This window comes from Burkholderia sp. ABCPW 111, from assembly GCF_000773065.1.
In the GTDB taxonomy this organism is placed as follows: Bacteria; Pseudomonadota; Gammaproteobacteria; order Burkholderiales; family Burkholderiaceae; genus Burkholderia; species Burkholderia savannae.
Genome location: NZ_JPWT01000098.1, coordinates 1 through 22,942, shown reverse-complemented (window position 1 = coordinate 22,942; position 22,942 = coordinate 1). Strand labels below are relative to the sequence as shown.

The following is a 22,942-nucleotide window of genomic DNA, read 5'->3' as shown; positions in this document are numbered from 1 at the left end:
GCGGAGCCCCGCCTGGCGCGGAAGACGGGAGCATGGCCGACGCCATTGCGCAGGAACGCCGGCGCGATGCGGCGGCAAGATGTGCGGCGCACCCTCGGCAGCGGACCGCGAACGCGATCCGCCGCGCACCCGTGCGCCATGCCCGCGCGAGCCGCGCTGCATACCGGACAGCCCAAACAAAACGGCGGTGCGGCTTCTCGCGAAGCCGCACCGCCGTCGAGGCGAAGCGAGCGAAGCTTAGTGGAGCTTCTTCGGCAGCATTTGGCTGCGCAGGCGCTTGTGCAGGCGCTTCACCGCGGCCGCCTTCTTGCGCTTGCGCACGGCGGTCGGCTTTTCGTATGCCTGGCGCTCGCGCAGCTCGGCGATCAGGCCGTTCTTCTCGATGGCGCGGCGGAAGCGGCGAATCGCCACTTCGAACGGCTCGTTTTCTTTCAAAAGAATCGTCGTCATGTCGTTCCTAATTTGCTTGATACGGTCAAAAACGTAGCGGCCAAGCGCCACGCACCGGCCTTCCGGGCGTTTCCACGAACGGGCGAAACGAGCGGGTAGCGGCCTCGGAGGCCGGAAAAGAGAGGCGGAATGCACCGCGAAACGCTCGGCAACCAACACCAGGCGCCGCGTTTGACTGTCAGCAGACATGCCCTACGTGTACACGTAAACGGCGAAGGCGTGACAGAAATCTCAATTCAGCCCGCCATCATAACAGGTAAACATCGGCGCAGCCAGCGGTTTACCACTTTTCCGCGCGGCGCCGCCGCGCGGCCCGCCAATCGGCGCCGTGCCACGCACGCGATTGCTGCAACTGCAACGTTTGCTCACCGAACGATCCCGGCAAAAAAATCGGGCCGAATCTTGTCGCGTCCCTCAAGTTTTTTTCGCGTGCGCCGAAATCCAGCACAAGGCGGCCGGCAAAGAACGAGTGCTTCCGCCCACGCCAATAGTGGCATTGATGGGCTTTTAGGCTCAATTAGGAGATTTTCATGCTCGGAATCAACAGCAACATCAACTCGTTGGTCGCTCAGCAGAACCTCAACGGCTCGCAAAGCGCCCTGTCCCAAGCGATCACCCGCCTGTCGTCGGGCAAGCGCATCAACAGCGCGGCTGACGACGCGGCCGGCCTCGCGATCTCCGCGCGGATGCAAACGCAGATCAACGGCCTGAATCAAGGCGTGTCGAACGCGAACGACGGCGTGTCGATGGTCCAAACCGCATCGAGCGCCCTGTCGTCGCTGACGTCGGGCCTGCAGCGCATCCGCCAACTCGCCGTGCAGGCGTCGACGGGCACGCTGTCGTCGACCGACCAGGCCGCGCTGCAAAAGGAAGTTTCGCAGCAGATCGCTGAAGTCAACCGGATTGCTTCGCAAACGAACTACAACGGCAAGAACATTCTCGACGGCTCGGCGGGCATCCTGTCGTTCCAAGTCGGCGCGAACGTCGGCCAGACGATCAGCCTCGACCTGAGCCAAAGCATGTCGGCTGCGCAGATCGGCGGCGGCCTCGTGCAGAAGGGCCAGACGATCGGCACGTTCACGAACATGAACCTCGACTCGACGGGCACGTACACGTCGACGGCCGCGAACGTCGCGATCACGTCGGTCAACGTGCTGTCCGACGGCAACGGCGGCTTCACGTTCACCGACCAAAACGGCACGGCGCTCAGCGCGACCGCCGTCGGCAACATCTTCACGGCGGGCACGGCCGCGGGCACGGGCACGGCGATCACGAACTTGACGCTCGCCGCCGGCGCGACGAGCGGCATGACGACCGCGCAGTCGACGGCCGCAACCAGCATGCTCGCGCAGATCAACGCCGTCAACAAGCCGCCGACGGTGTCGAACCTCGACATCAGCTCGGTGACGGGTGCGAACCAAGCGATGGTGTCGATCGACAACGCGCTGCAAACGGTGAACAACCTGCAGGCAACGCTCGGCGCGGCGCAAAACCGCTTCTCGTCGATCGCGTCCACGCAGCAAGCCGGCGCAACCAACCTGTCGCAAGCGCAATCGCAGATCCAAAGCGCGGACTTCGCGCAGGAAACGGCGAACCTGTCGCGCGCGCAAGTGCTCCAGCAAGCCGGCATCTCGGTGCTCGCGCAAGCGAACTCGATGCCGCAGCAAGTGCTGAAGCTCCTGCAGTAAAGTGTACCGAACGACGGGCCGCGCAGTCAGGCGGCCCGTTTTGTGCGGCGGAGCAATCCCTCGTGGCCGCCGCACGTTTTTTTCCCGCTTCCCGAATTTCCCGATGACGGTTCGCCGATCCCGGCGACGCCCGGAGTGTCACGATGTCCACGCCCATCTCGTCGAGCACGACCCAGCAGCAAACCAATGCGGCGCTGCAGCAGGCAGCGCAGTCGATCATCAGCGGCTCGACCGGCAACTCGTCGATGGACGTGAGCTCGCTCGTAACGGCACTCGTCAACAGCAAGACGGCGGGCCAGACCGCGCTCCTGTCGACCTCGGTCGCGAACGACCAGGCACAGCTCACCGCGCTCGGCACGCTGAAATCGGCGCTCACCGCGCTGCAAACGGGCCTCGGCTCACTCGCGAACGGCACCGTCACGCAAGCCTTCACGGCAACCGCGAGCGGCAGCGGCCTCACCGCGACGACGGGCTCGGGCGCCGTCGCCGGCAGCTATTCGATCGCCGTCAACCAGATCGCGACGACGCAAACGCTTTCATCGGGCGCGTTCGGCGCGACCCAGCAGCTCGGCGCCGGCACGTTGACGCTGTCGGTCGGCGGCAATTCGTCGGCAATCACGATCGATTCGTCGAACAACACGCTCGCCGGCATCGCCGCCGCGATCAACGGCGCAACCAATAATCCCGGCGTGACGGCGACGATCGTCACCGGCACGGACGGCGCGCACCTCGTATTGCGCTCGTCGACGACGGGCGCCGCGAACACGATCAACGTCGCCGTCAGCAACCTGTCGGGCGACAACGGCTTGTCGAGCCTCGCCGTCACGTCGACCGCGAGCACGACGGGCGGCCAATCGACGATCACGTCGGGCGGCAGCATCGCGTGGTCGCAGACGACGGCTGCGCAAAATGCGCAATTCACCGTCGGCGGCATCGCCGCGACGAGCGCGACCAATGCGGTGACGAGCGCGATCGCGGGCGTCACGCTGAACCTGTCGCAAAGCGCGGTGGGCACGACGCAAACGCTGACGGTCGCGGCCGACACGTCCTCGCAATCGACCGCGATCACGAACTTCGTCAATCTGTACAACACGCTCGTCACGACGATGTCGTCGTTGTCGTCGCTGTCGGGCGCGGGCACGTCGTCGCAGACGGCCGGCCCGCTCCTCGGCGACTCGACGCTCAACTCGATCCGCAACACGCTCGCCGGCATCGTCGCAGGCGGCGTGACGAGCAACGGCTCGACCGTCTCGCTCGCATCGCTCGGCATCTCGCTCTCGGGCACCGGCTCTTCAAGCCAGACGGAGGGCACGCTCGTCGTCGACCAGGCGAAACTCACGGCGGCGTTGACGAACAACCCGTCGAGCGTCGCGACGCTGTTCAACGCGACGAACGGAGTCGGCGCGCAGCTGAACAACACGATCAACGGCTACGTGCAGGCAAACGGCATCTTCGATATCCGCACGAACGCGCTGAACAAGGACCTGAGCAGCATCGCACAGCAGCAGGCGCAGCTCGCGACGTATTCGTCGCAGCTCACCACGCAGTACAACGCGCAGTTCACCGCGCTCGACACGCTGATGGCGACGATGAACACGAATTCGAATTACCTGACCCAGTTGTTCGGCGGCACCAACAGCGCGGGCTCGCTCGCGTCCAACAAGTAACGCCGCCCCGCCCACGGAGCAACCCGAGATGGATCAAAAATCGCTGATGGAGAAAGTGCTGGCGATGTCGCGTGCGATCGAGCACGCGGCGCAGATGGCCGACTGGATCGAAGTCCAGCGGCTCGTCGATGCGCGCTCGCCGCACCTGATGTCGATCGCGCCCGAACAGACGCCCGAAACGCTCGCGCTCATACGCAACGTGCAGGCGATCGACGCCGCCGTCTGCGCCGCCGCTCGCGATGCGCAGGCCGGGCTTCAGGTCGAGTATCGAGCGGCAATGAATCGACTGAACGCCGCGAACGCTTATCAGGCGGCCGCCGCTCAGTTCTGAGCCGGCGGCGCGGCTTCCATCCCCCCACACAACAACAAATCACGCGCTTCGGCGCGTGCTCGTTCACCTCGACGCCCGCTTCGTGCGGGCCTTTTTTTGCCCGCCTCGGGCGCAGGTCGCCGCCCCGATTCGTCAAATTGGCGGGGATTTGGGGTTTAGCTCGGCGCTTCGGCCGGCAGGGAGCGATCGGATAATCCGTTCAACTCGCTCACTTCGCCGAGATCATGTCCGCCATTTTCGAATCGTCCGCCCCGCTCCCCCCCGAGCAGCAAATGAATGCCGACATCGCGCTCGTGCTGCAAAGCGCGCTCGAGCACCATCACAAGGGCGAGCTCGAAGACGCGCGGGCGCTCTACGAGGCGATCCTCGGCGCGCAGCCCGAGCACGCGGACACCCGCTACAACCTCGCGGTGCTGCTCGTGCAGACGGGCTCGCCCGTCGACGCGCTGCAGCATTTCGAGATGGTGCTCGGCACGCATCCGCGTCACGGCAATTATTGGGTCGGCTATGTGAACGCGCTGATCGAGGCCGGTCAGATCGCGGCCGCGTGGACGGCGCTCAACCTCGCGCAGCAACTCGGCGTCAAGGGGCCAGCCGTCGACACGATCGTGTTGCGGCTCGCGCATTCGGAGGAAGGTCGGCCTGCCGCCGTCGGGATCGTGCCTGCCGCGACCGCGGCACAGGCCGTGCCCGTCGCCGCGGAAACGTCGGAAACGCCCGAGCCGCACGCCGGCTCCGCGCGCCGCCCCGGCCGCCAGGAGATGAGCCGCGCCGAAACGCTCTATGACCACGGCCGCGACGCCGAAGCGGCAAAGGCCGCACGCACGCTTACGCGGCGCTATCCGTCGCACGGCCCCGCCTGGCGCGTGCTGGGCCTCGCGCTGCATCGCAGCGGCCGATACGTGGAGGCGTTGGAACCCCTTTTCCGCACCACCGAGCTCCTGCCCGACGATTCGAACTGCCGAGTGCTGTACGCCGACACGTTGCGTCTTGCGAACCGTCTGCCGGAAGCGGAGTCCCAATGCCGCGAGGCGATCGCGCGCAACGCCGGTTACGCGGAGGCGCATCGGGTGCTCGGCGTCGTGCTCGCCGCGATCGGCCGTCAGAACGAAGCGATCGAGGCGGGCAAGCGCGCCATCGAGATCGCGCCTGATTCCGCGACGGCATACGGCTCGCTCGCGGTCACGTTGTTCGAAGGCGGGCTGCTCAACGAGGCAGAGCAATACTTCCGGCGCGCGTTCGAGCTCGATCCAAGGGATACGCTTGCGCACAGCAATCTGCTCTTCAACCTTACGCACCGCATCGACATCGACATCGATGCGCACATCGCCGCGCACCGCGACTACGCGGCGCACCACGAAGCCCCGCTGAAGGCTGCGTGGCCGCGCCATGCCAACCGTCGCGATCCGCAGCGACGGCTGCGAATCGGCTTCGTGTCGGGCGACCTGTTCGATCACGCGGTCGCGTCGTATCTGTTGCCGCTCGTCGAGCATCTGGTGAAGGACCCGGCGCTGTCGCTGACGTTCTATCACAACTACGTCCGCGACGATCGCGTCACCGCGCGCCTGCGCGCATGCTCGCACGCGTGGCATACGGTCGCGGGCCTCACCGACGCGCAATTCGTCAACCGCATTCGCGCCGACGGCATCGATATCCTCGTCGACCTGTCGGGCCATTCCGGACGCAACCGCCTGTCCGTGTTCGCGCGCAAACCGGCACCCGTGCAGGTCAGCTGGATCGGCTACCCCGCGACGACGGGGCTCGACGCGATCGACTACTACTTCACCGACTCGTACGCAGTGCCGTTCGGCCCGATGGAGGCGCAGTACACGGAGAAGATCGTCCATCTGTCGTCGGGCGCCACGTTCTCGCCCGCGACGAACGCGCCGCCCGTCAACATGCTGCCCGCGCTGCACAACGGCCGCGTGACGTTCGGCAGCTTCAACCGCCTGAACAAGCTGCGCGCCGACGTGATCGCCGTGTGGGCCCGCGTCATGCGCGCGGTGCCGGATTCGCGCATCGTCGTCGGCTCGATGCCGGGCGACGAAGATCGGCTCGAGATCGGCAAGACGCTGACCAGCTGGTTCGCGCGCGAAGGTATCGCACGCGACCGGCTGGTGTTTCAACCGCGCACGACGACGACCGTCTATCTGCAGCAACATCATCACGTCGACTTCTGCCTCGACACGTTCCCGTACACCGGCTCGACGACCGTGCTCAACGCGCTGTGGATGGGCGTGCCGACGCTGACGATGCGCGGCAAGACGCCGTCGAGCCGCGCCGGCCTCACGTGGATGTCGCATGTCGGGCTCGAATCATTCGTCGCCGACGATGTCGACGACTTCGTCGCGAAAGGCATCGCGCTCGCATCGGATGTCCCGACGCTCGCACGCATCCGCGGCGAGCTGCGCGAGCGCTGCGCGCGCTCGGCCGCATTCCAGCCGCAGCGCGTCGCGCAGGACGTGTCCGACGCATTGCGCATCATGTGGCGCCGCTGGTGCGACGGCCAGCCGCCCGCCCCGTTCGCGGTACCGCCGCGCGACGCAACGACAACCGTCGCAGGAGACCGCCCATGAGCGCACTGCCGCTGCGCGCCGTCGAGCCGTGGACCGACGAGCGCATTTACGTCACCCAACCGCATCTCGCGCCGCTCGCCGAGTTTCTGCCTTATCTCGAGGCGATCTGGGAAAGCAAGGTGCTGACGAACGGCGGGCCGTTCCATCAGCAGCTCGAGAAGGCGCTGTGCGATTACCTCGGCGTGCACCATCTCGCGCTCTTCACGAACGGCACGCTCGCGCTCGTCACCGCGCTGCAGGCGCTGCGGATCACGGGCGAGGTGATCACGACGCCGTATTCGTTCGTCGCGACCGCGCACTCGCTGCTGTGGAACGGGATCAAGCCGGTATTCGTCGACATCGATCCTCACACGCTGAACCTCGATCCCGCGAAGATCGAGGCGGCGATCACGCCGCAGACGACAGCGATCATGCCGGTGCACTGCTACGGCCGGCCGTGCGATGTCGCCGCGATTCAAAAGATCGCCGACAACTACAACCTGAAGGTGATCTACGACGCGGCGCATGCGTTCGGCGTGAAGACGCCCGGCGGTAGCGTGCTCGAACACGGCGACATGTCGATCCTGAGCTTTCACGCGACGAAGGTGTTCAACACGTTCGAAGGCGGTGCGATCGTCTGCCCGGACGCGAAGACGAAGCAGCACATCGATCATCTGAAGAACTTCGGCTTCGTCGACGAAGTGACGGTCGTGGCGGCGGGCATCAACGGCAAGATGAGCGAGATCAACGCGGCATTCGGTCTCCTGCAGCTCAAGTACATCGACGACGCGCTTGCGCGCCGTGCGCACATCGAGGCCGCGTATCGCGAAGCGCTCGCCGACGTGCGCGGAATCCGCTGCCTGCCGCCCGTCGACGCGCCGGTGGCGAACCACTCGTACTTCCCGATCCTCGTCGACGACGATTATCCGATCAGCCGCGACGCGCTGTATCAGCGACTGCGCGATCACGAGATCTATGCACGCCGCTACTTCTATCCGCTGATCTCCGACTTCCCGATGTACCGAGGGCTCCCGTCCGCACAACGCTGCAATCTGCCCGCCGCCGCAGACGCCGCGGCGCGTGTGCTGTGCCTGCCCATCTTTCCGGCGCTGTCCGACGGCAATCTTGCCCGCATCGTGAATCTCGTCGCGCACCCGCAGCCATGAAGCTTGCGATCATGCAGCCGTATCTGTTTCCGTACGTCGGTTACTTTCAGCTAGCCGCGTCGGTCGATGCGTTCGTGTTCTACGACGACGTCAATTACATCAAGAACGGCTGGATCAATCGGAACCGGATGCTGCTCGACGGCAGGCCGCACTACTTCACCGTGCCGCTCGCGGGTGCGAGCCCATCGCAAAAGATCGCCGACGTCCGAATCCAGCCGCCCGAGCGGTGGCGGCGGAAAGTGCTCGAGGCGCTGCGGCACGGTTACGGGAAGGCGCCTCACTACGCGCGCGTGAGCGAGCTCGTCGGGGACGTGCTCTGTTGCGCAACGGCACACATGTCGACACTCGCCACGCGAAGCGTGATCGAGGTCTGCAATTACCTGGGAATCGACGCACGCTTCGTCATGTCGTCGGCCGGCTACGGCAACGATGCGCTGAAAGGCGCGCAGCGCGTGCTCGACATCTGCGTGCGCGAACGCGCGGCGCGCTACGTCAATCTGCCGGGCGGCCGCACGCTATACGACGACGCGGCATTCGCCGCACGCGGCATCGCGCTCGAATTCATCGAACCGAACCTCGAACCGTACCGGCAGTTCGGCGCCGAGTTCGTGCCTGGCTTGTCGATCATCGACGTCCTCATGTTCAATGACGCCACCGAAGCGCGCGCGATGCTCATGCAAGAGGCGCGCTCATGACGACGGATGCGATCGGCGGCTATCTGCAACTCGAGTTGCCGCGCGCACCGGGCGAGCATCATGGTGACGCGCTGCGGTTTCAGTCCGCGCGCGCCGCATTCCTCGCCCTCATTTCCGCGTGCCGCCCCGACGCCGTATGGCTGCCGCACTACATCTGCGACGGCATGCTCGAGCCGCTGGAGACAGCAGGCATTCCCGTGAAGCGCTACGCACTGGACGAACGCCTGCGCGCCGCCGATACCGCGCTCGGGCCACGCGAGTGGCTCGTGTACGTCAATTATTTCGGCGTCTGCCAGCATCAGGTCGACGACGTATTGCGACGCTTTCCGCGTGAGCGCGTCGTCATCGACAACGCGCAAGCGTTCTTCGAGCCGCCGTCGGATTGCGCCGCCACGCTGTATTCTCCGCGCAAGTTCGTCGGCGTGCCGGACGGCGGCTATCTCGTGTCGCGACATGCGATCCCCGCGCCCGCCGAAATCGACCGTGACTCCCCGCGGCGCTTCATGCATTTACTCAAGCGAACCGATACGGGCGCGGAGTCCGGTTATTCGGATTATGCGCGTGCGGAGGCGAGTCTATCGCGGCAACCGCCGCGCCGCATGTCGACACTAACGCAGCGCCTGTTGGCGAGCGTCGACTATGCGCAGATCCGCGTAAGGCGGCTTGAAAATTTCGCGCGCCTGCACGAGCGGATCGGTGCGCTCAATCACTTTCCATTCGCGCAGGAAGGCATCGGCGTGCCGCTCTGCTATCCGTTCCTCGGTGCGCCGGACGGCGCGCGTGCGCGGCTCGCGGCCGAGCGCGTCTACACACCCGGCTATTGGCCCGAAGTCGCCGCACGCAAAATCGTCCCGGCGTGGGAAGCCGGGCTCGCGCGCGAAGCGCTTTTCCTGCCTTGCGATCAGCGGATGTCGGAAGGCGATGTCGCGCGCGTCGCCGACCTCGTCGCAGCGGTGTGCGGGCGCGAGCGAACTTCTCCGGTCGATACATCGCGAAGGAGTTTGCCGAAATGAGCGACAAGATCCGAGTGCTGGTCTTTCCGTGCGGGTCGGAAAACGCCGCCGAGATCCATCAGGCGCTGCGCTACTCGGTGCACGTCGAATTGCATGGTGCGTCGAGCGTCGATGACCATGGCCGTTTTCGCTTTGCCAGATACGCCGGTGACTTGCCGAAGATCAGCGATCCTTGCTTCGACGAGGCGTTCGCCCGCTTGCTCGCCGAACGACGCATCGATCTCGTGTTTGCAACGCACGACACCGTGCACGAATACCTGTCCGCGCGCGCGGCGCAGATGAGCATGACGCTCGTCAACGGCGACCCCGAAAGCGCGGCAATTGCACGCCGCAAGAGCTCGACCTACTATTTGTTCGCCAACGAACCGTGGGTGCCGCGCACGTACGCATCGGCCGGCGACGTACACGCGTGGCCCGTCATCGTGAAGCCGGACCTCGGACAAGGCGGCCAAGGCGTGACGCTCGCGCACGACATGCTTCAGTTGAACCATGCGCTTGCTGCCGTCGAAGCGCCGCTCATCGTCGAATATCTCCCCGGCGAAGAGCTGACGATCGATTGCTTTACCGATCGCAAGCGGCGCCTGCTGCATGCGCAGCCCCGAAGCCGCGAACGTGTGAAGGCGGGCATCGCCATGCGTTCGCACCTCATTGACTCGACACCGGAAATCGATGCGATAGCGCATTCGATCAATAATCGGATGCGGCTTCGCGGCCCGTGGTTCTTCCAACTGAAGGCCGATCGCGACGGCCGCTGGAAACTGCTCGAGGTTGCGTGCCGTGTCGGCGGCACCATGGTCGCGCAGCGCGCGCGCGGCGTGAATCTGCCGTTGATGGCGGTGCAGGATTTCCTCGGCCGCGATCTCGTCACGTTGCCGAATGCCCAGATCCGCCTGATTGATCGAAACATCGCAACGCGCGCTTCGTTCGCTTGCGAATACGACGCGGTCTGCATCGATCTAGACGACACGCTGATCATCGACGGTTACGCGGTGCCGCAGACGATCGCGTTCCTGTATCAGTCGATCGCGGCCGGCAAACGAATCGTGCTCCTCACGCGACACCGGTTCGACGTCGCGAAGACGCTCGAGGCCGCGCGGATCGATGCACGCCTGTTCGACGACATTGTCGTGCTCGGCGCGCACGAGTCGAAAGCCGACCACGTGCCGCCGCGCTCCATCTTCATCGACAACCATTTCCCCGAGCGCCTCGACGTTGCGCGCAAGTGCAACGTGCCGGTGCTCGATGTCGATACGGTCGAATTCTTTCTGCGCTAAGGCGCTGCCATTGCCATGATCAACAAGACCTCGCCGAACTTCCTGAACGTACTTCGCGCGGAGCGAAGAGATCTGCTCGAGCGAATGCGTCAGACGCGCTTCGAAACGTTGAAAGACGGCTACAGTCACGCACAGATCATCCCGTTCGCGACGTATGCGCCGTGGCTCGACGACGCCGGTTTCACCGACGTTTACGCACTCGCGAAATCGTCGACTCTCGTCGACGTATACCGCTGCTACGAGCTGTATCGACTCGCGCAGCAGTGCGCGCGGCTCGCAGGCGAGGCGATCGAAATCGGCGTATGGCGAGGTGGAACGGCGGCCGTGATTGCGCGTGCGCTACCCGAAAAGACGCTGCATCTTTTCGACACGTTCAGTGGCGTGGCGAAATGCGACGCCGAATACGACACGCTTTATTCCGGAGGCGAGCATTCGGACGCCGACGAGCATACGGTAGTTCGCCTGCTCGAGACGATCGGCGCCAACTGCCGCATTCATCGTGGAATCTTTCCCGACGACACGCTTGCCGCAATGCCGGATCGCGTGTGTTTCGCGCACATCGATGTCGATTCATACCGGTCGGTTCTCGACTCGTTCAATGCACTCTGGCCTCGCGTCGAATCACGCGGCATCGTCGTGTTCGACGACTACGGTACGTTCGGTTGCGAAGGCGCCACGCTCGCCGTCAACGAGATCGTCGCAAGTCATCGAGACGGGCTTTTCGTCCACAACCTGAACGGACACGCATTGTTCATCAAGCAGCCGTAAGTTGATGCGCCGCCTGGACGCGACGCGACATCGGAATGTCGAACGGTGACGACGAGATTGCCGCGATTCGCACGATGCGGCGGCTCGCCGTGCGCTCATGGCAACTCGTTGGACGCTCACTGCCGGACACCGTGCCGTGCATCGCTGCGAGACAAGAGGATTGGGAAAGGTCGACATGAAAAAACCTGCGCATTATCAAACGCTCGAGTACGAGCGCATCATGGTGCTGATGCGCGCTTTCCAACATGCAAGCAGCCGGCCGCTGCGCGTGCTCGACTATGGTTGCGGACTCGGTAAATTTCTCGACGGCTTCGCGGCGCTGGGGCTCCACGTGACGGGTGTCGACACGAATCCCGATTACGTCGCGCGAGCGCGCGCGAAGGGCTACGCCGCATACGAACCCGATGCTTTCCTTGCCTCGCAGCAACAACCGTTCGACGTCATTTTCCTGAGCCATGTGATCGAGCACGTGTCGCCGGACGGCCTCGTCACGCTTGTGCCGCGGCTCTGCGCATTCATGCACGACGCGAGCCGCATGATCCTCGTCAGCCCGACGCCCGGCGAGCGCTTCTATCACGACTTCTCGCACGTTCGCCCCTATCTGCCGCAGAGCATCCGGCACGCGTTCGGCACGACCGGCATGCCGATATCGTTCGGCGAAGCGGGGCTGCTCGAGATGGTCGACGTCTATTTTTTCAAAGATCCGTATCGGACGCGCCTGTGGCGGTCGTTTTATACCGGGCACCCGCTCAAGCGGGCCCTGACGCGGGGATACAACCGGCTGCTCGACATCGCGTGGCGCGCATCCGGAGGCCGTGTCGGCGTGATTGCATCGTGGCTCGGCGTGTATGTGCTGCGCAGCCGCTGACGCGCGCTCCCACGGTAACGACACGCCTTTGGCTTCAACGACGCAGCGATCGGGCCCGCGATGAACCGCTTGGTGGCGAGCGGTGTCGGCATCGACCACCGGATCACACGGGGGCACGAGCCGGGCGCGGCGAGCCGCTCAGCAGCGCCAGCGCCCATCCCGCGGGTGCGAAGCTCCGGCCCCAAGCGGGCTTGCGCGCACGACCATGAATTGCACGCGTCGGCGCGGTTCGCTCGGCGTGCGCCGTCTCATGCCCGACACTTGCGGGCCGAGTCGCGCCGGACACACTTCGCGGGCGCGCACCTTGACAATCCGCCCGCCCCCATGGATCACTGAGGCCTTTCGACTCGAATCGCGCAATCGCGCAATCGCGAACGGAGATCACCATGTCCTTCGAAACCTGGCTCGCATTCGCCGGCGCCAGCATCGTGCTTCTGATGATCCCCGGCCCCACGATCCTGCTCGTGATCGGCGATTCGCTCGCGAATCGCAATCGTTCGTCGTGGAGCACCGTCGCAGGCGTCGCGGCCGGCGACACCACCGCGATGACGATCTCCCTCGCGGGCGCGGGCGCGCTGCTCGCGATGTCGGCGGCCGCGTTCACCGCGCTCAAGCTCGTCGGCGGCGGCTATCTGATCTATCTCGGCATTCGCTCGATCCTGCATGCACGCCGCGTCGGCGCGATGGAAGTGAGCGTCGAGCGACGCTCGGCGAAGCGGCGCTTCCTGTCCGCGTGGGCCGTCACCGCGCTGAATCCGAAGAGCATCGTGTTCTTCGTCGCGTTCGTTCCGCAGTTCATTTCGCCGCACGAAACGTTCGCTCGGCAGTGCGCGATCCTGCTGCCGACCTTCGTCTGTCTCGCTGCGCTCAATGCCGCCTGCTATGCGCGCATCGCGCGCTTCGCCGCTGCGCGGCTGACGGGGGCCGCCGCGCAGCGGCGCTTCGGCTACGGCGGCGGCGCCGCGCTGATCGGTGCGGGCGCGCTGACGCTCGGGATGTCGCAGAGCTAACCGCGCGTGTGCGCCCGCGCCTCGCCCAGGAAGGGCGTGCGCCGCGCATTCGAAGCGAGCAGGCAGCCTTGCCTCGAAGGCACGCGCGCCGCCGAAGCCTGCCGCGCGAACGCCGCGACGGTCTCGCTCGCCCGCGCCGCCGGCCACACGTTCAATGCCGGCTCAAGGGCTCGCCCGATCCCGGCTCAAGGGCGCGCCCGATCGCCGAGCCTGCCGCTCGCGACGGCATGGCGGCCGATCGTCAGCCGAGATCGAGCGTCGCGGTGAGGTCGCCCGGCGGCTGCGCGCCGCGCGCCGCGAACGCGCGCTCGCGCGCGAGCACGCCGTCGAGCGGCGCAAGCCCGTGCACGCGCGAGATGAAGCGCAGGATCGAGTTCGTGTCGTACAGCGTGTGATCGACGTAGCCCTTCTTCGCGAACGGCGAGATCACCATCGCCGGAATCCGCGAGCCCGGCCCCCAGCGGTCGCCCTTCGGCGGCGACACCGGGTCCCACCATCCGCCGTTCTCGTCGACCGTCAGGATCACGACCGTGTGCGCCCATTGCGGGCCGCGCATGATGCGCTCGATCACCGCCGCGATGTGCCGATCGCCCGACTCGACGTCCGCATAGCCCGCGTGCATGTTCAGGTTGCCTTGCGGCTTGTAGAACGTGACGGACGGCAAGCGGCCGGCGTCGATGTCGGCGATCAGATGGTTCGTCGACGGATCGTCGCCGAGGCCCGCGTCGCGCAAATGGCGGCGCCGCGCGTCGGTGCCCGGCGCGTAGTTCGCGAAGTAGTTGAACGGCTGGTGGTGGTACTGGAAGTCCGGCACCGAGCCCGTGTCGCGATGCTCGAGCGCGAATTGCCACGCGCCGCCGTACCATGCCCAGTCGATGCCCTTCTCCGACAGGCGATCGCCGATCGTCGCGTAATGCTGCGGCGGCAGCACGCGCGGGTTCGACGGGTCCGCATACGCCTGGTTGCCGTCGACGGGCGGCCGCACGCTGCTCGGTTGATACGGCGGCGCCATCGTGTTGACCGCGTAGCCGTCGGGCGTGAAGAGGCCGTCGTTCTCGAATTTCGGCGGGCCGTCGAGCGCCGACGCGGGCGAATCCGCCGCGAGCTTCAGGCGCGCGCCCGTCGGATCGTCGCCTTCGACGACGGACACCAAGTGCTTCGCCGGGCTCTTGTTCACGTCCGGATAGAGCGGCGCTTGCGCTGAAATCAGGAAAACGTGATTGAGCCACGAGCCGCCGAACGCGGCCATGAAGAAGTTGTCGCAGAGCGTGTATTGGCGCGCGAGATTCCAAAGCCGCAGCGTTTCGGCCGAATTGCGGTAATGCCCCATCACGAGGCCGCCCGAATCGGCCCATGCAGCGAACTGATCGTTGCGGCCGCCGTTGATCTGCATCTGGTTCTGATAGAAGCGATGCCACAAGTCGCGCGTGATGACGCCGTTCGGCAGCGGCTTGCCCTGCGCGTCGGGAATCACGAACGGCGCGTTCGGCAGGCCCGTGATGTCGCGCTCGCCGATCATGTAGCGCTTGCCGTCGACGACCTGCGCCTGCGGCACGAGGCCGCCCCAGATCTTGGGCAGCGCCGGCAGCGGCGTCTTGCCGTCGCGATCGAGCTGCGCGTAGCGTTCGGGCGACACCGCGCCGAGCGGCTGCCGAACGCCGGGAAAATCGCCGAACAGGTTCGCGAAGCTGCGATTCTCGGCGTAGATCACGACGACGTTGCGCACCTCGTTGCGCAACGCGGCGTCGAGCCGCAAATCGGCGGCCGAGCGCGGCGCGCTCGACACGGTCGATTCGCAGCCGCCAAGCGCGACGCTCGCGCCGAGCGCGGCGATGCCGCCGAGCACGCGGCGGCGATCGGGGTCCTCGGGAAGGTCGGTCGACGGGGAATGCTTGTCAGTCACTTCTGCTCCTCGGTCTTCTGGTTGGTCGTACGGTCCGTCGCGCGCGTCGGCGCGTCGGGCGGGCAGCGTCGAATTGCCGCTGCCGCGGCTGGACGCGTTTCGTGCGTGCGCGGCCGCGCGCCGCCGCGGCCTGAGCGACACGCGGCCGCCGGCACCTGCATTCAGGCCGGCAAAGCACGTGCAATCAGGGCGAAACGCCCCGTCGCGTGCACTGTCACGAAAACGTCACGATCGCGACTATAGCGCGACGACCTCGCCGAACCCTGCTTGATCGATGCATGTACGAGACGAAACATGAAACATTCGCACGCAAGGCCGCCATGCGGAGCCGCTGACTAGCGAGCGGCGGCGGCCTTGCCACGATGCATGCCGCCGCCGTAACACGCGAACGCCGCAGCACGCCGCCCTCATGCGACGCGAAGCCATGGGCGGGAAACGAATGCAGCGGCGGCGATAATGAAAACGCGCCATGCGCGGCGCCCGCCGTCGAGAGACGGCGGGCCCGCAGCCGGCGAGGAAGCCGAGGGCGCAACGCCGCGACACGCACACGCAGCCCATCCGCGCGATGCCGCCGGCCACGCATGACGCGCGACGCACCGACGCTTTCGCCAACGACGCCCATGCCGCAACGCGCGCCGCATCCCGCGTATTCGGCTGCCCTTGCTCGAGCATTCGCGGAAATTCGTCAGTCGGCGTCGATTTCGACGCAGCGCCGGATTCGAAACGCGTGCCGGACGCGCCCATTCGAAATCGAGCGCTTCATTCAGCCCGAAAGCGTTTGGTCAGATTGCGTTCGCCACGCAGCCGAGATAAGGTGACGCGGCAATTCAAGCACCCCGCATTCGAAAACGGCGGACGGAGATCGTCGCCACCGTCGCTTCGACACATGCCACGCCCCCGCGCTTTCGCTCGACTTCCTTCAACCGATTCACTGACAACCGAACCTATCGACATGCCTTTCGTCACCATCGATGGCCAGCCTCTGCACTATCAGATCAGGGGTTCCGGCGCGCCCGTCCTGTTCGGACACAGCTACCTGTGGGATTCGTCGATGTGGGAGCCGCAGCTCGAAGCGCTCTCGAAGTCCCACCAGGTCATCGCGCCGGACCTGTGGGGGCACGGCCGGTCCGGCCCGCTGCCCGCCGGCACGAACGACCTCGGCGATCTTGCAACGCACATGTGCACGCTCCTCGATCACCTCGGCATCAAGACCTGCTCGATCGTGGGGCTGTCGGTGGGCGGCATGTGGGCGGTGCCGCTCGCGCATCGCGCGCCGCAGCGCGTCGATCGGCTCGTGCTGATGGACACCTACGTCGGCGTGGAGCCGGACGCGACGCGCAACAAGTATTTCCAGATGCTCGCGGCCATCGACGCGCAAGGCACGATTCCCGAGCCGCTGCTCGACGCGATCGTGCCGATCTTCTTCCGTCCCGGCATCGATCTCGCGAGCGAACTGCCCGCGGGCTTCCGGCGCGCGCTTCAGGCGTTCACGACGGAGCGGCTGCGCGACTCGGTGATTCCGCTCGGCAAGATCACGTTCGGCCGCGAGGACGCGCGCGAGAAGCTCGCCGCGCTGCCGGCGGACCGCACGCTCGTGATGTGCGGCGCGAACGACGTCGCGCGGCCGCCCGCGGAAGCCGACGAAATCGCGACGCTCATCGGCTGCGAAAAAGTGTTCGTGCCGAATGCCGGGCACATCTCGAATCTCGAGAATCCGGCATTCGTGACGCGAACGCTGCTCGACTGGCTCGGCCGCGACGGCGGCCGAACGTGACGGGCGGCATTCTCCGACGGCCGCGCGCGCCCGTGCGCAAAGGAGGCGGCAACGCGTCCCGCGCAACGACGATCATGCGACCTTGAACCGCCCGACCGCCTCGGCGAGCTCGACCGCCTGCGTCTGCAGCGCCGACGCCGCCGCGGCCGACTGCTCGACGAGCGCCGCGTTCTGCTGAACCATCTCGTCGAGCTGCGCGACCGCGCGGTTCACCTCCTGGATGCCGCGCGTCTGCTCGTCGGCGGCGTTCGAAATCTCGCGCATGATCGTCGTCACGTTCGAGACCGTGCCGACGATGTCGTTCATCGTCTGCCCCGCCTGCTGAACGAGCGTCGCGCCCGTCGACACGCTCGACACGCTCGAATCGATCAGCGCCTTGATCTCCTTCGCCGCCTGCGCGCTACGCTGCGCGAGCGAACGCACCTCGCCCGCGACCACCGCGAAGCCGCGCCCTTCCTCGCCCGCACGCGCCGCCTCGACGGCCGCGTTCAGCGCAAGGATGTTGGTCTGGAACGCGATGCCGTCGATCACGCCGATGATGTCGCTGATCTTGCCGGACGCGCCCTCGATCTCCTGCATCGTCGACACGACGTCGGACACGACCGAGCCGCCGCGCGACGCGACGCTCGCCGCGTTCGTCGCGATGTCGTTGGCCTGGCGCGCGGCGCCCGCCGATTGCGTGACCGTCGACGTGATCTCCTCGATCGACGCGGCCGTCTGTTCGAGGCTCGCCGCGGCCGATTCCGTGCGGCGCGACAGATCATGGTTGCCCGATGCGATTTCGCCCGCCGCGTGCCGCACCGATTCGCTCGCGTCGCGGATCACGCGCATCACGTCCTGCAGCTTGCCGACGAACGCGTTGAACGAGCGGGCGATCTGCGCGACTTCGTCACGCCCGGCGTCGGGCAGGCGCTGCGTCAGGTCGCCCGTGCCGGAGCCGATCGACTCCATCGCGTCGCGAATGCGCGCGAGCCCCTTGAACGCGACGCCCGTGATGGCGCCCACGATCAGCGCCGCGACGACGACGAGCGCGACGAGCGTGCCGATCGACACGAGCAGCAGCGAATGCATGCCGGCCATCGCATCGGACTTGTCGAGCGCGACGACGGTCAGCCAGTCGGTGCCCGGCACGGCGCGCGCGCGCATCAGCTTCGCGGCGCCGGCGACGTGCGCCTCGATCGGCGCGGCGTTGTCGTCGGCCGACGACGCGGCGAGCGCGTCGACGCTCAAGTCGTCCGTCAGATCGGTGACGGGCTTGAGCGTGAGCTTCGGATCGGAATGCGCGACGATGTGGCCGCCGCGGTCCACGAGCATGCCGAAGCTCTCGGGCGTCGGATGGATCGCCTTGACGTTCGCGATCACGCTGTCCATCGCGACGTCGCCGGACACGACGCCCTTCAGCGCGCCGTCGCGCACGATCGGCGCGGCGAACGCAACGACGAGCTTGCCCGTCCCGACGTCGACATAAGGCGGCGTGACGACAGGCTTGCCCGCCTGCACGGCCTGCTTGTACCACGGGCGGCCGGTCGGATCGTAGTCGGCCGGAATGCCGGATGCGTCCGAGAATTTCGCGGTTTTGTCCGCGTAGCCGACGTAGACGTTGGTGAATCCGCCCGCCGCGGCGATCTGCTTGAGCGCCGGGATCGGATCGGGCGCGAGCGCGGCGTCTTCGACCGATACGATCATCTGCGTCTTCGACGCGACCCAATCGGCGATGCCGGCCTCGTGGCCGGTCAGCACCGCGCTGAGGTTCTGGCTGATGGACTCGCGGTTGTAGCGATTGGCGACGAAATAATTGAGCGCCGTATTGATGACGAGCGCGCCGATGACGATGGCAAGGCACGCGACGAGAATGCGGGACCGGATCGAGGAGAGCATGAGGAGCGACGTGGGATGTGCGAACTCATGGGTTAACGGCCAAGAAAACGCTCGACTTAACCCGAATGGTGTGAAGAGTCAGGGTTTTCTCCCTAGGGTTTATACGGAATGCGCGGGCATTTTTTATCTGCGTCAACGCCATGTTTCGATCAACAAAAAAGTGATCGAATCAGCCGACGAACATGGCGATGCCGCGCGAATCGACGACCTGCGGGAAATGGATCTTCGTCCGCGCGACGCGCCGTTCCGGTTCGATCGCTTTCGAAGCGAAGGAAACGCTGAATCGCGGCCGCGCGTACTCGCGCGGCCGCGCACGATCGCAGCGCACGCGCGCCGCCCGCACCATTGCCCGACCATTCATGCCGCGGCCGCCCTCCCGCGAATGTCAGCGTTTTTGCTGTTCGTCTTCCGCGTGCAAGAGCTGTTTCTTGAATTTGCCGACCGTCGCATGATCGTGGCCGTAGCTCACGACGCGATAGACGGCGCGCGCGACGTTGCCGCCGCCCACGTTGCAGATGATCGTTCCGTTTGCGCTCTTCAACCCCGGCGCATGTTGACCGATCCAATCGTGATTCTCGATGGTCGTTTCGATTCGGCAGTCGTCCGGAATGTTTATTCCGATCTTCGACAAAAAGTCGCGCGGATGGGACAGATATTCGAGATATTCGTCAGGCGTGCATTCCCAAAAATGAACATGGAACGGTTCGTCGCGAATGATTTCGGAGCGTGCGGATAAATCCACGATTTTTGTCGGCATCTTGATCTCCCGATGCGGCGTCGATGCGCCGGCTTTACAGTGACAAACGAATTCGCACGCGAAACGCGAAGGCGGCCCCGGGCGAATTCGTCCCCTATGCTTTCGTGTTCGAGAATCTCATTCGACTGCACATCTCGCGATCGGTCGGCAGCGCGCTGCCGGACACGATCGCAATCCGCCTGCCTCGGCCATCGCGCGCTCAGCCCGGCGGCGGCGCTAGCGGAATCGACATCTCATGCCTGAACATATTCGACGGATCGACCGCGCGCTTCGTCGCGATCAGCGATGCGGCCTTGTCGCCGTAGTACAGCTCGAGCCACCTCGGATCGATCTGCGCCGGATCGCTGTCGAGATATTTCATGTCGATGTCCGGATAACTGATGTAGCAGCCTTCGTAGCGCCCGCTCGCGTCGCGGTACGGCTTGCCGCCCTGATCCGCATGCACCGCGGCGAACAGATCGTGCAGCCATTCGACGTGGAACGCGTCGTCGGCGGGATTCGTCCAGTAAGTTTGGTACTGCGACTTCAACAGCGATCGCCGCTGGCACACCGACGTCGGATTCGCGCTTTCGTCGTTCGCGTTGACGCAGCCGCCGTACGAATCGATCTGCACGAGCGTCTGGTTCAGGCGCGGCTCGTCCGCGGTATTCAGATATCGCCAAAACGCATCGATCTCGGTGTCGCCGAAATTGCCGATCTGATACGCCGACTTGTACTTCCCGCGCCGGTTCGCCCCCGATCCGTTGATCGTCTGCGTCAGGTACAGCCAATCCATCTTCAACGCGTTTTGAACCGCGTGCGTCAGACGCAGCCCGGCGAGCGGATGCCCGAGCGACGGCAGATTCGGCGCGACGAACCGATCCCAGATGACCGGCATCCGGCCGGCGGCCGCATTCATCGTGTCGACGAAATCGACGAAGGGCGCATCGGCCGGGCCGCCGACCGTTCCGTTCTTTCCCGTGTACTGGATCGCGAGCACGATCGGCCCGGTCGAGCGATGCTGCAGCTTCAGGAGCGTGAACAGCCCGCCGTTCGCGAGCGCCGGATCGCCGGCGTTCCAGTTGGCGTCGTTGCGGCTGAACCAGTCCCAGTAGGTCTGAATGAAACGGCCGAAGCTCGCTTGCGTGAAATGCGACCAGTCATACGCGAGCGACAGCCAATAGGCGGTGCGCGGCGCGTCGGGCAGCGCCCGGAAGTAGTAATTCAGGATGATGCCGAAATTGCCGCCGCCGCCGCCGCGGCACGCGATGAACAGCGCACGGTCCGCCGGATCGGCGCTGCCGAGATGCACGTGCTTCGCGTCGAGCGCGCCGCCGCCGGATGCGGGCGTCAGGATGTCGACGCCCGCCAGCCAGTCGACTGTCAGCCCGTGCATCCGCGAAAGCAGGCCGTATCCGCCACCGACGATGTGACCGCCCGCGCCGACCGAATAGCACGAGCCGCCGGGCAGCGTCTTGCCGGCGGACTTGTACAGGCCGACATAGCCGTTCCAATTCTGACTGCCCGCGGCCACACGAACCGAGTAGCGCGCCGAGCCGGCGACATCGAACGGCGACGCAATCTGCCCCTGCGGATCGAAATCGAAGCCCGACATCAAGCCGATATCGACGATGGCGAGCTGCCGGCCGTTGTCGCTCGGCAGCCGGTTCGCGACGAAGCCTTCGTAACAGTGCCCGCCGCTGCGCACCGTGATCCGGCAACCTCTCGCGAGCGCGTCGCGCGACGCCGCGATCACGTCATCCGGCGTGCGACAGACGTAGATCGCCGCCGCGCCGGCTTCCGCCGTCGGCGGCCAGCGCAGGTTGAATCCCTTTTGGAGAGTCGCATGACGAGGATCTGCGCCGTCGACGAGCACATAGGACATCTGAACCTCCGGCGAGCGTGTCGGATGCTTCGAAACCGAATGGACGGCCATCGAGCGATCCACGCGCGATCGCCGATGCAAGCGCGTGCAAGATGGCCATCGGATGGTCTCGAATCCGATGGCCGCGATGCTTGATGCGAGCCGTCGATCGCAGCTGCGCATCAGTTCGGACGGGCGAGCGGATTCACGCGAAATTCAGGTCGATCACCTGATAGAAAGCGTTCGCGGTATCGGCAACGTCCCAGGCCGCGAGCAGCACGTGATAGCCCGTGCGAGTCGGCAGATTGAGTTCGTGAACCGTGTCGCCGCTGGGAATCAGTTCCCGGTCCGCGTCCGGCCCCCAGTACGGCTGATACGTGTTCAGATAGATCTTGAGCGGCTCGGACTCGAATTGCGCGCGCGTGAGCCGCGCACTGGCGTCCCATCCCGGCCTGGTGATCCAGTACGTCCAGCGCCGCGTCTTGTGCGGCATCGAATACGACCACGTGATTTGCAACGACTGGCCCGACCGCACTGCGTGCTTGCGCCAATGCGCGACGGAATCGGGCTCGTCGAGTTGCGCGCGGGCATCCGCCGTGCGCCCGCCGCTTGCGATTTCGCCGTCGCGCGGCGGCACGCCGTTGGCGACGTCGTCCGGCGCGTCCGGATCTCTCAGACCGCCCTGGGTCGCAGGAAAGAACTTGCCGCCTTCCAGTTCGTTGACTTGCCCGAAATCGAGTTTTCCTGCTTCGTAAAGAAACACGGCGCGCGATTCGGGCGTGATGACGCGACCGTGCCTCGGTGCAATTGACGAAGACTTCGTTGCGCTTCTCGAACCGATAGTGCTCATTTCGCCTCCTTTGCTGCAAACATGCCGGACATCGGCAAGACCAACGTTGGAAGCTATTCGCGATGCCAATGGAATTTATGCTAGGACCTTAATTCGGCGAACGCCAATATATTTTCCTTAAAGCGATTCGATTTGTATTTTTCATTAAATCGATTAAACGACGATCGGTTTTTTATTTGATCGATAATTGATTTTTCGATTGTTGATCGGGCGGATGGAGAGGCATGGTGATTACATGAATTTCATGGAAATTGAAAAATCAGAAATGTTCCGCTGGGTTCCGCGCTCCGCGGCCACGCGAGGATTGTCGCGAACCGGGGAAAGGGGTCGTGAGAATGGGTTATTGTCTGCATTGGAGTTGACCCTGTAATCCCGGACACGGCGTCACACTAAGGTTGCTGAATCCATCGAGCGCCGGAACTCGCGAGGCGAGCGGTACTTCAGTGCGCTAT

Annotated in this window: 18 protein-coding genes; 13 read left to right on the top strand and 5 right to left on the bottom strand. The window is 65.3% G+C overall.

Going from position 1 to position 22,942, the window contains the following annotated elements:
- Positions 1 to 237: 237 nt before the first annotated feature.
- Positions 238 to 450 (bottom strand): 30S ribosomal protein S21, encoded by a 213-nt coding sequence (rpsU, locus tag X946_RS22495; RefSeq protein ID WP_004198205.1) that lies wholly within the window; start codon positions 448 to 450, stop codon positions 238 to 240.
- Between the two features lie 530 nt (positions 451 to 980).
- Between rpsU and X946_RS22490 the strand changes: the two genes are divergently transcribed.
- The 11 genes from X946_RS22490 (at position 981) to X946_RS22440 (ending at position 13,485) form a co-directional block, all read left to right on the top strand.
- Entirely contained in the window at positions 981 to 2,138 is a 1,158-nt protein-coding gene (locus X946_RS22490; protein ID WP_038752284.1) for a flagellin, read from the top strand.
- Positions 2,139 to 2,281: 143 nt separating this feature from the next.
- Positions 2,282 to 3,805 (top strand): flagellar filament capping protein FliD, encoded by a 1,524-nt coding sequence (fliD, locus tag X946_RS22485; protein WP_038752281.1) that lies wholly within the window; start codon positions 2,282 to 2,284, stop codon positions 3,803 to 3,805.
- Between the two features lie 28 nt (positions 3,806 to 3,833).
- A complete protein-coding gene (gene fliT / locus X946_RS22480) occupies positions 3,834 to 4,136 on the top strand; it encodes a flagellar protein FliT (RefSeq protein ID WP_038752278.1) in 303 nt (100 codons plus the stop codon).
- A 224-nt stretch (positions 4,137 to 4,360) separates the two neighbouring features.
- On the top strand, positions 4,361 to 6,712 hold the full coding sequence (locus X946_RS22475) for a tetratricopeptide repeat protein (RefSeq protein WP_038752274.1): 2,352 nt from the start codon (positions 4,361 to 4,363) through the stop codon (positions 6,710 to 6,712).
- On the top strand, positions 6,709 to 7,857 hold the full coding sequence (gene vioA / locus X946_RS22470; protein ID WP_038752271.1) for a dTDP-4-amino-4,6-dideoxy-D-glucose aminotransferase VioA: 1,149 nt from the start codon (positions 6,709 to 6,711) through the stop codon (positions 7,855 to 7,857). Before X946_RS22475 ends, vioA begins: the two co-directional genes overlap by 4 nt.
- Positions 7,854 to 8,552 (top strand): WbqC family protein, encoded by a 699-nt coding sequence (locus X946_RS22465; protein WP_038752268.1) that lies wholly within the window; start codon positions 7,854 to 7,856, stop codon positions 8,550 to 8,552. The genes vioA and X946_RS22465 overlap by 4 nt, the downstream gene beginning before the upstream one ends.
- Positions 8,549 to 9,565: a hypothetical protein gene (locus X946_RS22460; protein ID WP_197427828.1), complete on the top strand. Its 1,017-nt coding sequence runs from the start codon at positions 8,549 to 8,551 to the stop codon at positions 9,563 to 9,565. The genes X946_RS22465 and X946_RS22460 overlap by 4 nt, the downstream gene beginning before the upstream one ends.
- Positions 9,562 to 10,839, top strand: a complete 1,278-nt coding sequence (locus X946_RS22455; RefSeq protein WP_038752265.1) for an ATP-grasp domain-containing protein — start codon at positions 9,562 to 9,564, stop codon at positions 10,837 to 10,839. Before X946_RS22460 ends, X946_RS22455 begins: the two co-directional genes overlap by 4 nt.
- A gap of 15 nt (positions 10,840 to 10,854) precedes the next feature.
- Positions 10,855 to 11,607, top strand: a complete 753-nt coding sequence (locus X946_RS22450) for a TylF/MycF/NovP-related O-methyltransferase (protein ID WP_231752064.1) — start codon at positions 10,855 to 10,857, stop codon at positions 11,605 to 11,607.
- Positions 11,608 to 11,782: 175 nt separating this feature from the next.
- On the top strand, positions 11,783 to 12,475 hold the full coding sequence (locus tag X946_RS22445) for a class I SAM-dependent methyltransferase (RefSeq protein WP_038752327.1): 693 nt from the start codon (positions 11,783 to 11,785) through the stop codon (positions 12,473 to 12,475).
- A 386-nt stretch (positions 12,476 to 12,861) separates the two neighbouring features.
- Positions 12,862 to 13,485 carry a LysE family translocator gene (locus tag X946_RS22440; protein ID WP_038752262.1) on the top strand — a complete coding sequence of 208 codons (624 nt, stop codon included), beginning with the start codon at positions 12,862 to 12,864 and terminating at the stop codon, positions 13,483 to 13,485.
- A gap of 241 nt (positions 13,486 to 13,726) precedes the next feature.
- On the opposite strand, the gene X946_RS22435 is transcribed toward X946_RS22440, so the two are convergent.
- Entirely contained in the window at positions 13,727 to 15,388 is a 1,662-nt protein-coding gene (locus tag X946_RS22435; protein WP_038752259.1) for an acid phosphatase, read from the bottom strand.
- 952 nt (positions 15,389 to 16,340) lie between these two features.
- Here X946_RS22435 and X946_RS22430 point away from each other — a divergent pair.
- Positions 16,341 to 17,162 (top strand): alpha/beta fold hydrolase, encoded by an 822-nt coding sequence (locus X946_RS22430; RefSeq protein ID WP_038752256.1) that lies wholly within the window; start codon positions 16,341 to 16,343, stop codon positions 17,160 to 17,162.
- A 72-nt stretch (positions 17,163 to 17,234) separates the two neighbouring features.
- On the opposite strand, the gene X946_RS22425 is transcribed toward X946_RS22430, so the two are convergent.
- Positions 17,235 to 19,040 carry a methyl-accepting chemotaxis protein gene (locus tag X946_RS22425; RefSeq protein WP_038752253.1) on the bottom strand — a complete coding sequence of 602 codons (1,806 nt, stop codon included), beginning with the start codon at positions 19,038 to 19,040 and terminating at the stop codon, positions 17,235 to 17,237.
- Here X946_RS22425 and X946_RS35235 point away from each other — a divergent pair.
- Positions 19,039 to 19,776, top strand: a complete 738-nt coding sequence (locus X946_RS35235; RefSeq protein WP_156437528.1) for a hypothetical protein — start codon at positions 19,039 to 19,041, stop codon at positions 19,774 to 19,776. The genes X946_RS22425 and X946_RS35235 overlap by 2 nt on opposite strands.
- A gap of 220 nt (positions 19,777 to 19,996) precedes the next feature.
- Here the strand turns inward: X946_RS35235 and X946_RS22415 are convergent, their stop codons facing one another.
- Positions 19,997 to 21,661 (bottom strand): FAD-binding protein, encoded by a 1,665-nt coding sequence (locus X946_RS22415; RefSeq protein WP_038752325.1) that lies wholly within the window; start codon positions 21,659 to 21,661, stop codon positions 19,997 to 19,999.
- A gap of 184 nt (positions 21,662 to 21,845) precedes the next feature.
- Positions 21,846 to 22,490, bottom strand: coding sequence for a lytic polysaccharide monooxygenase auxiliary activity family 9 protein (locus X946_RS22410; RefSeq protein WP_038752249.1), 645 nt, complete (start codon positions 22,488 to 22,490; stop codon positions 21,846 to 21,848).
- Positions 22,491 to 22,942: the final 452 nt, after the last annotated feature.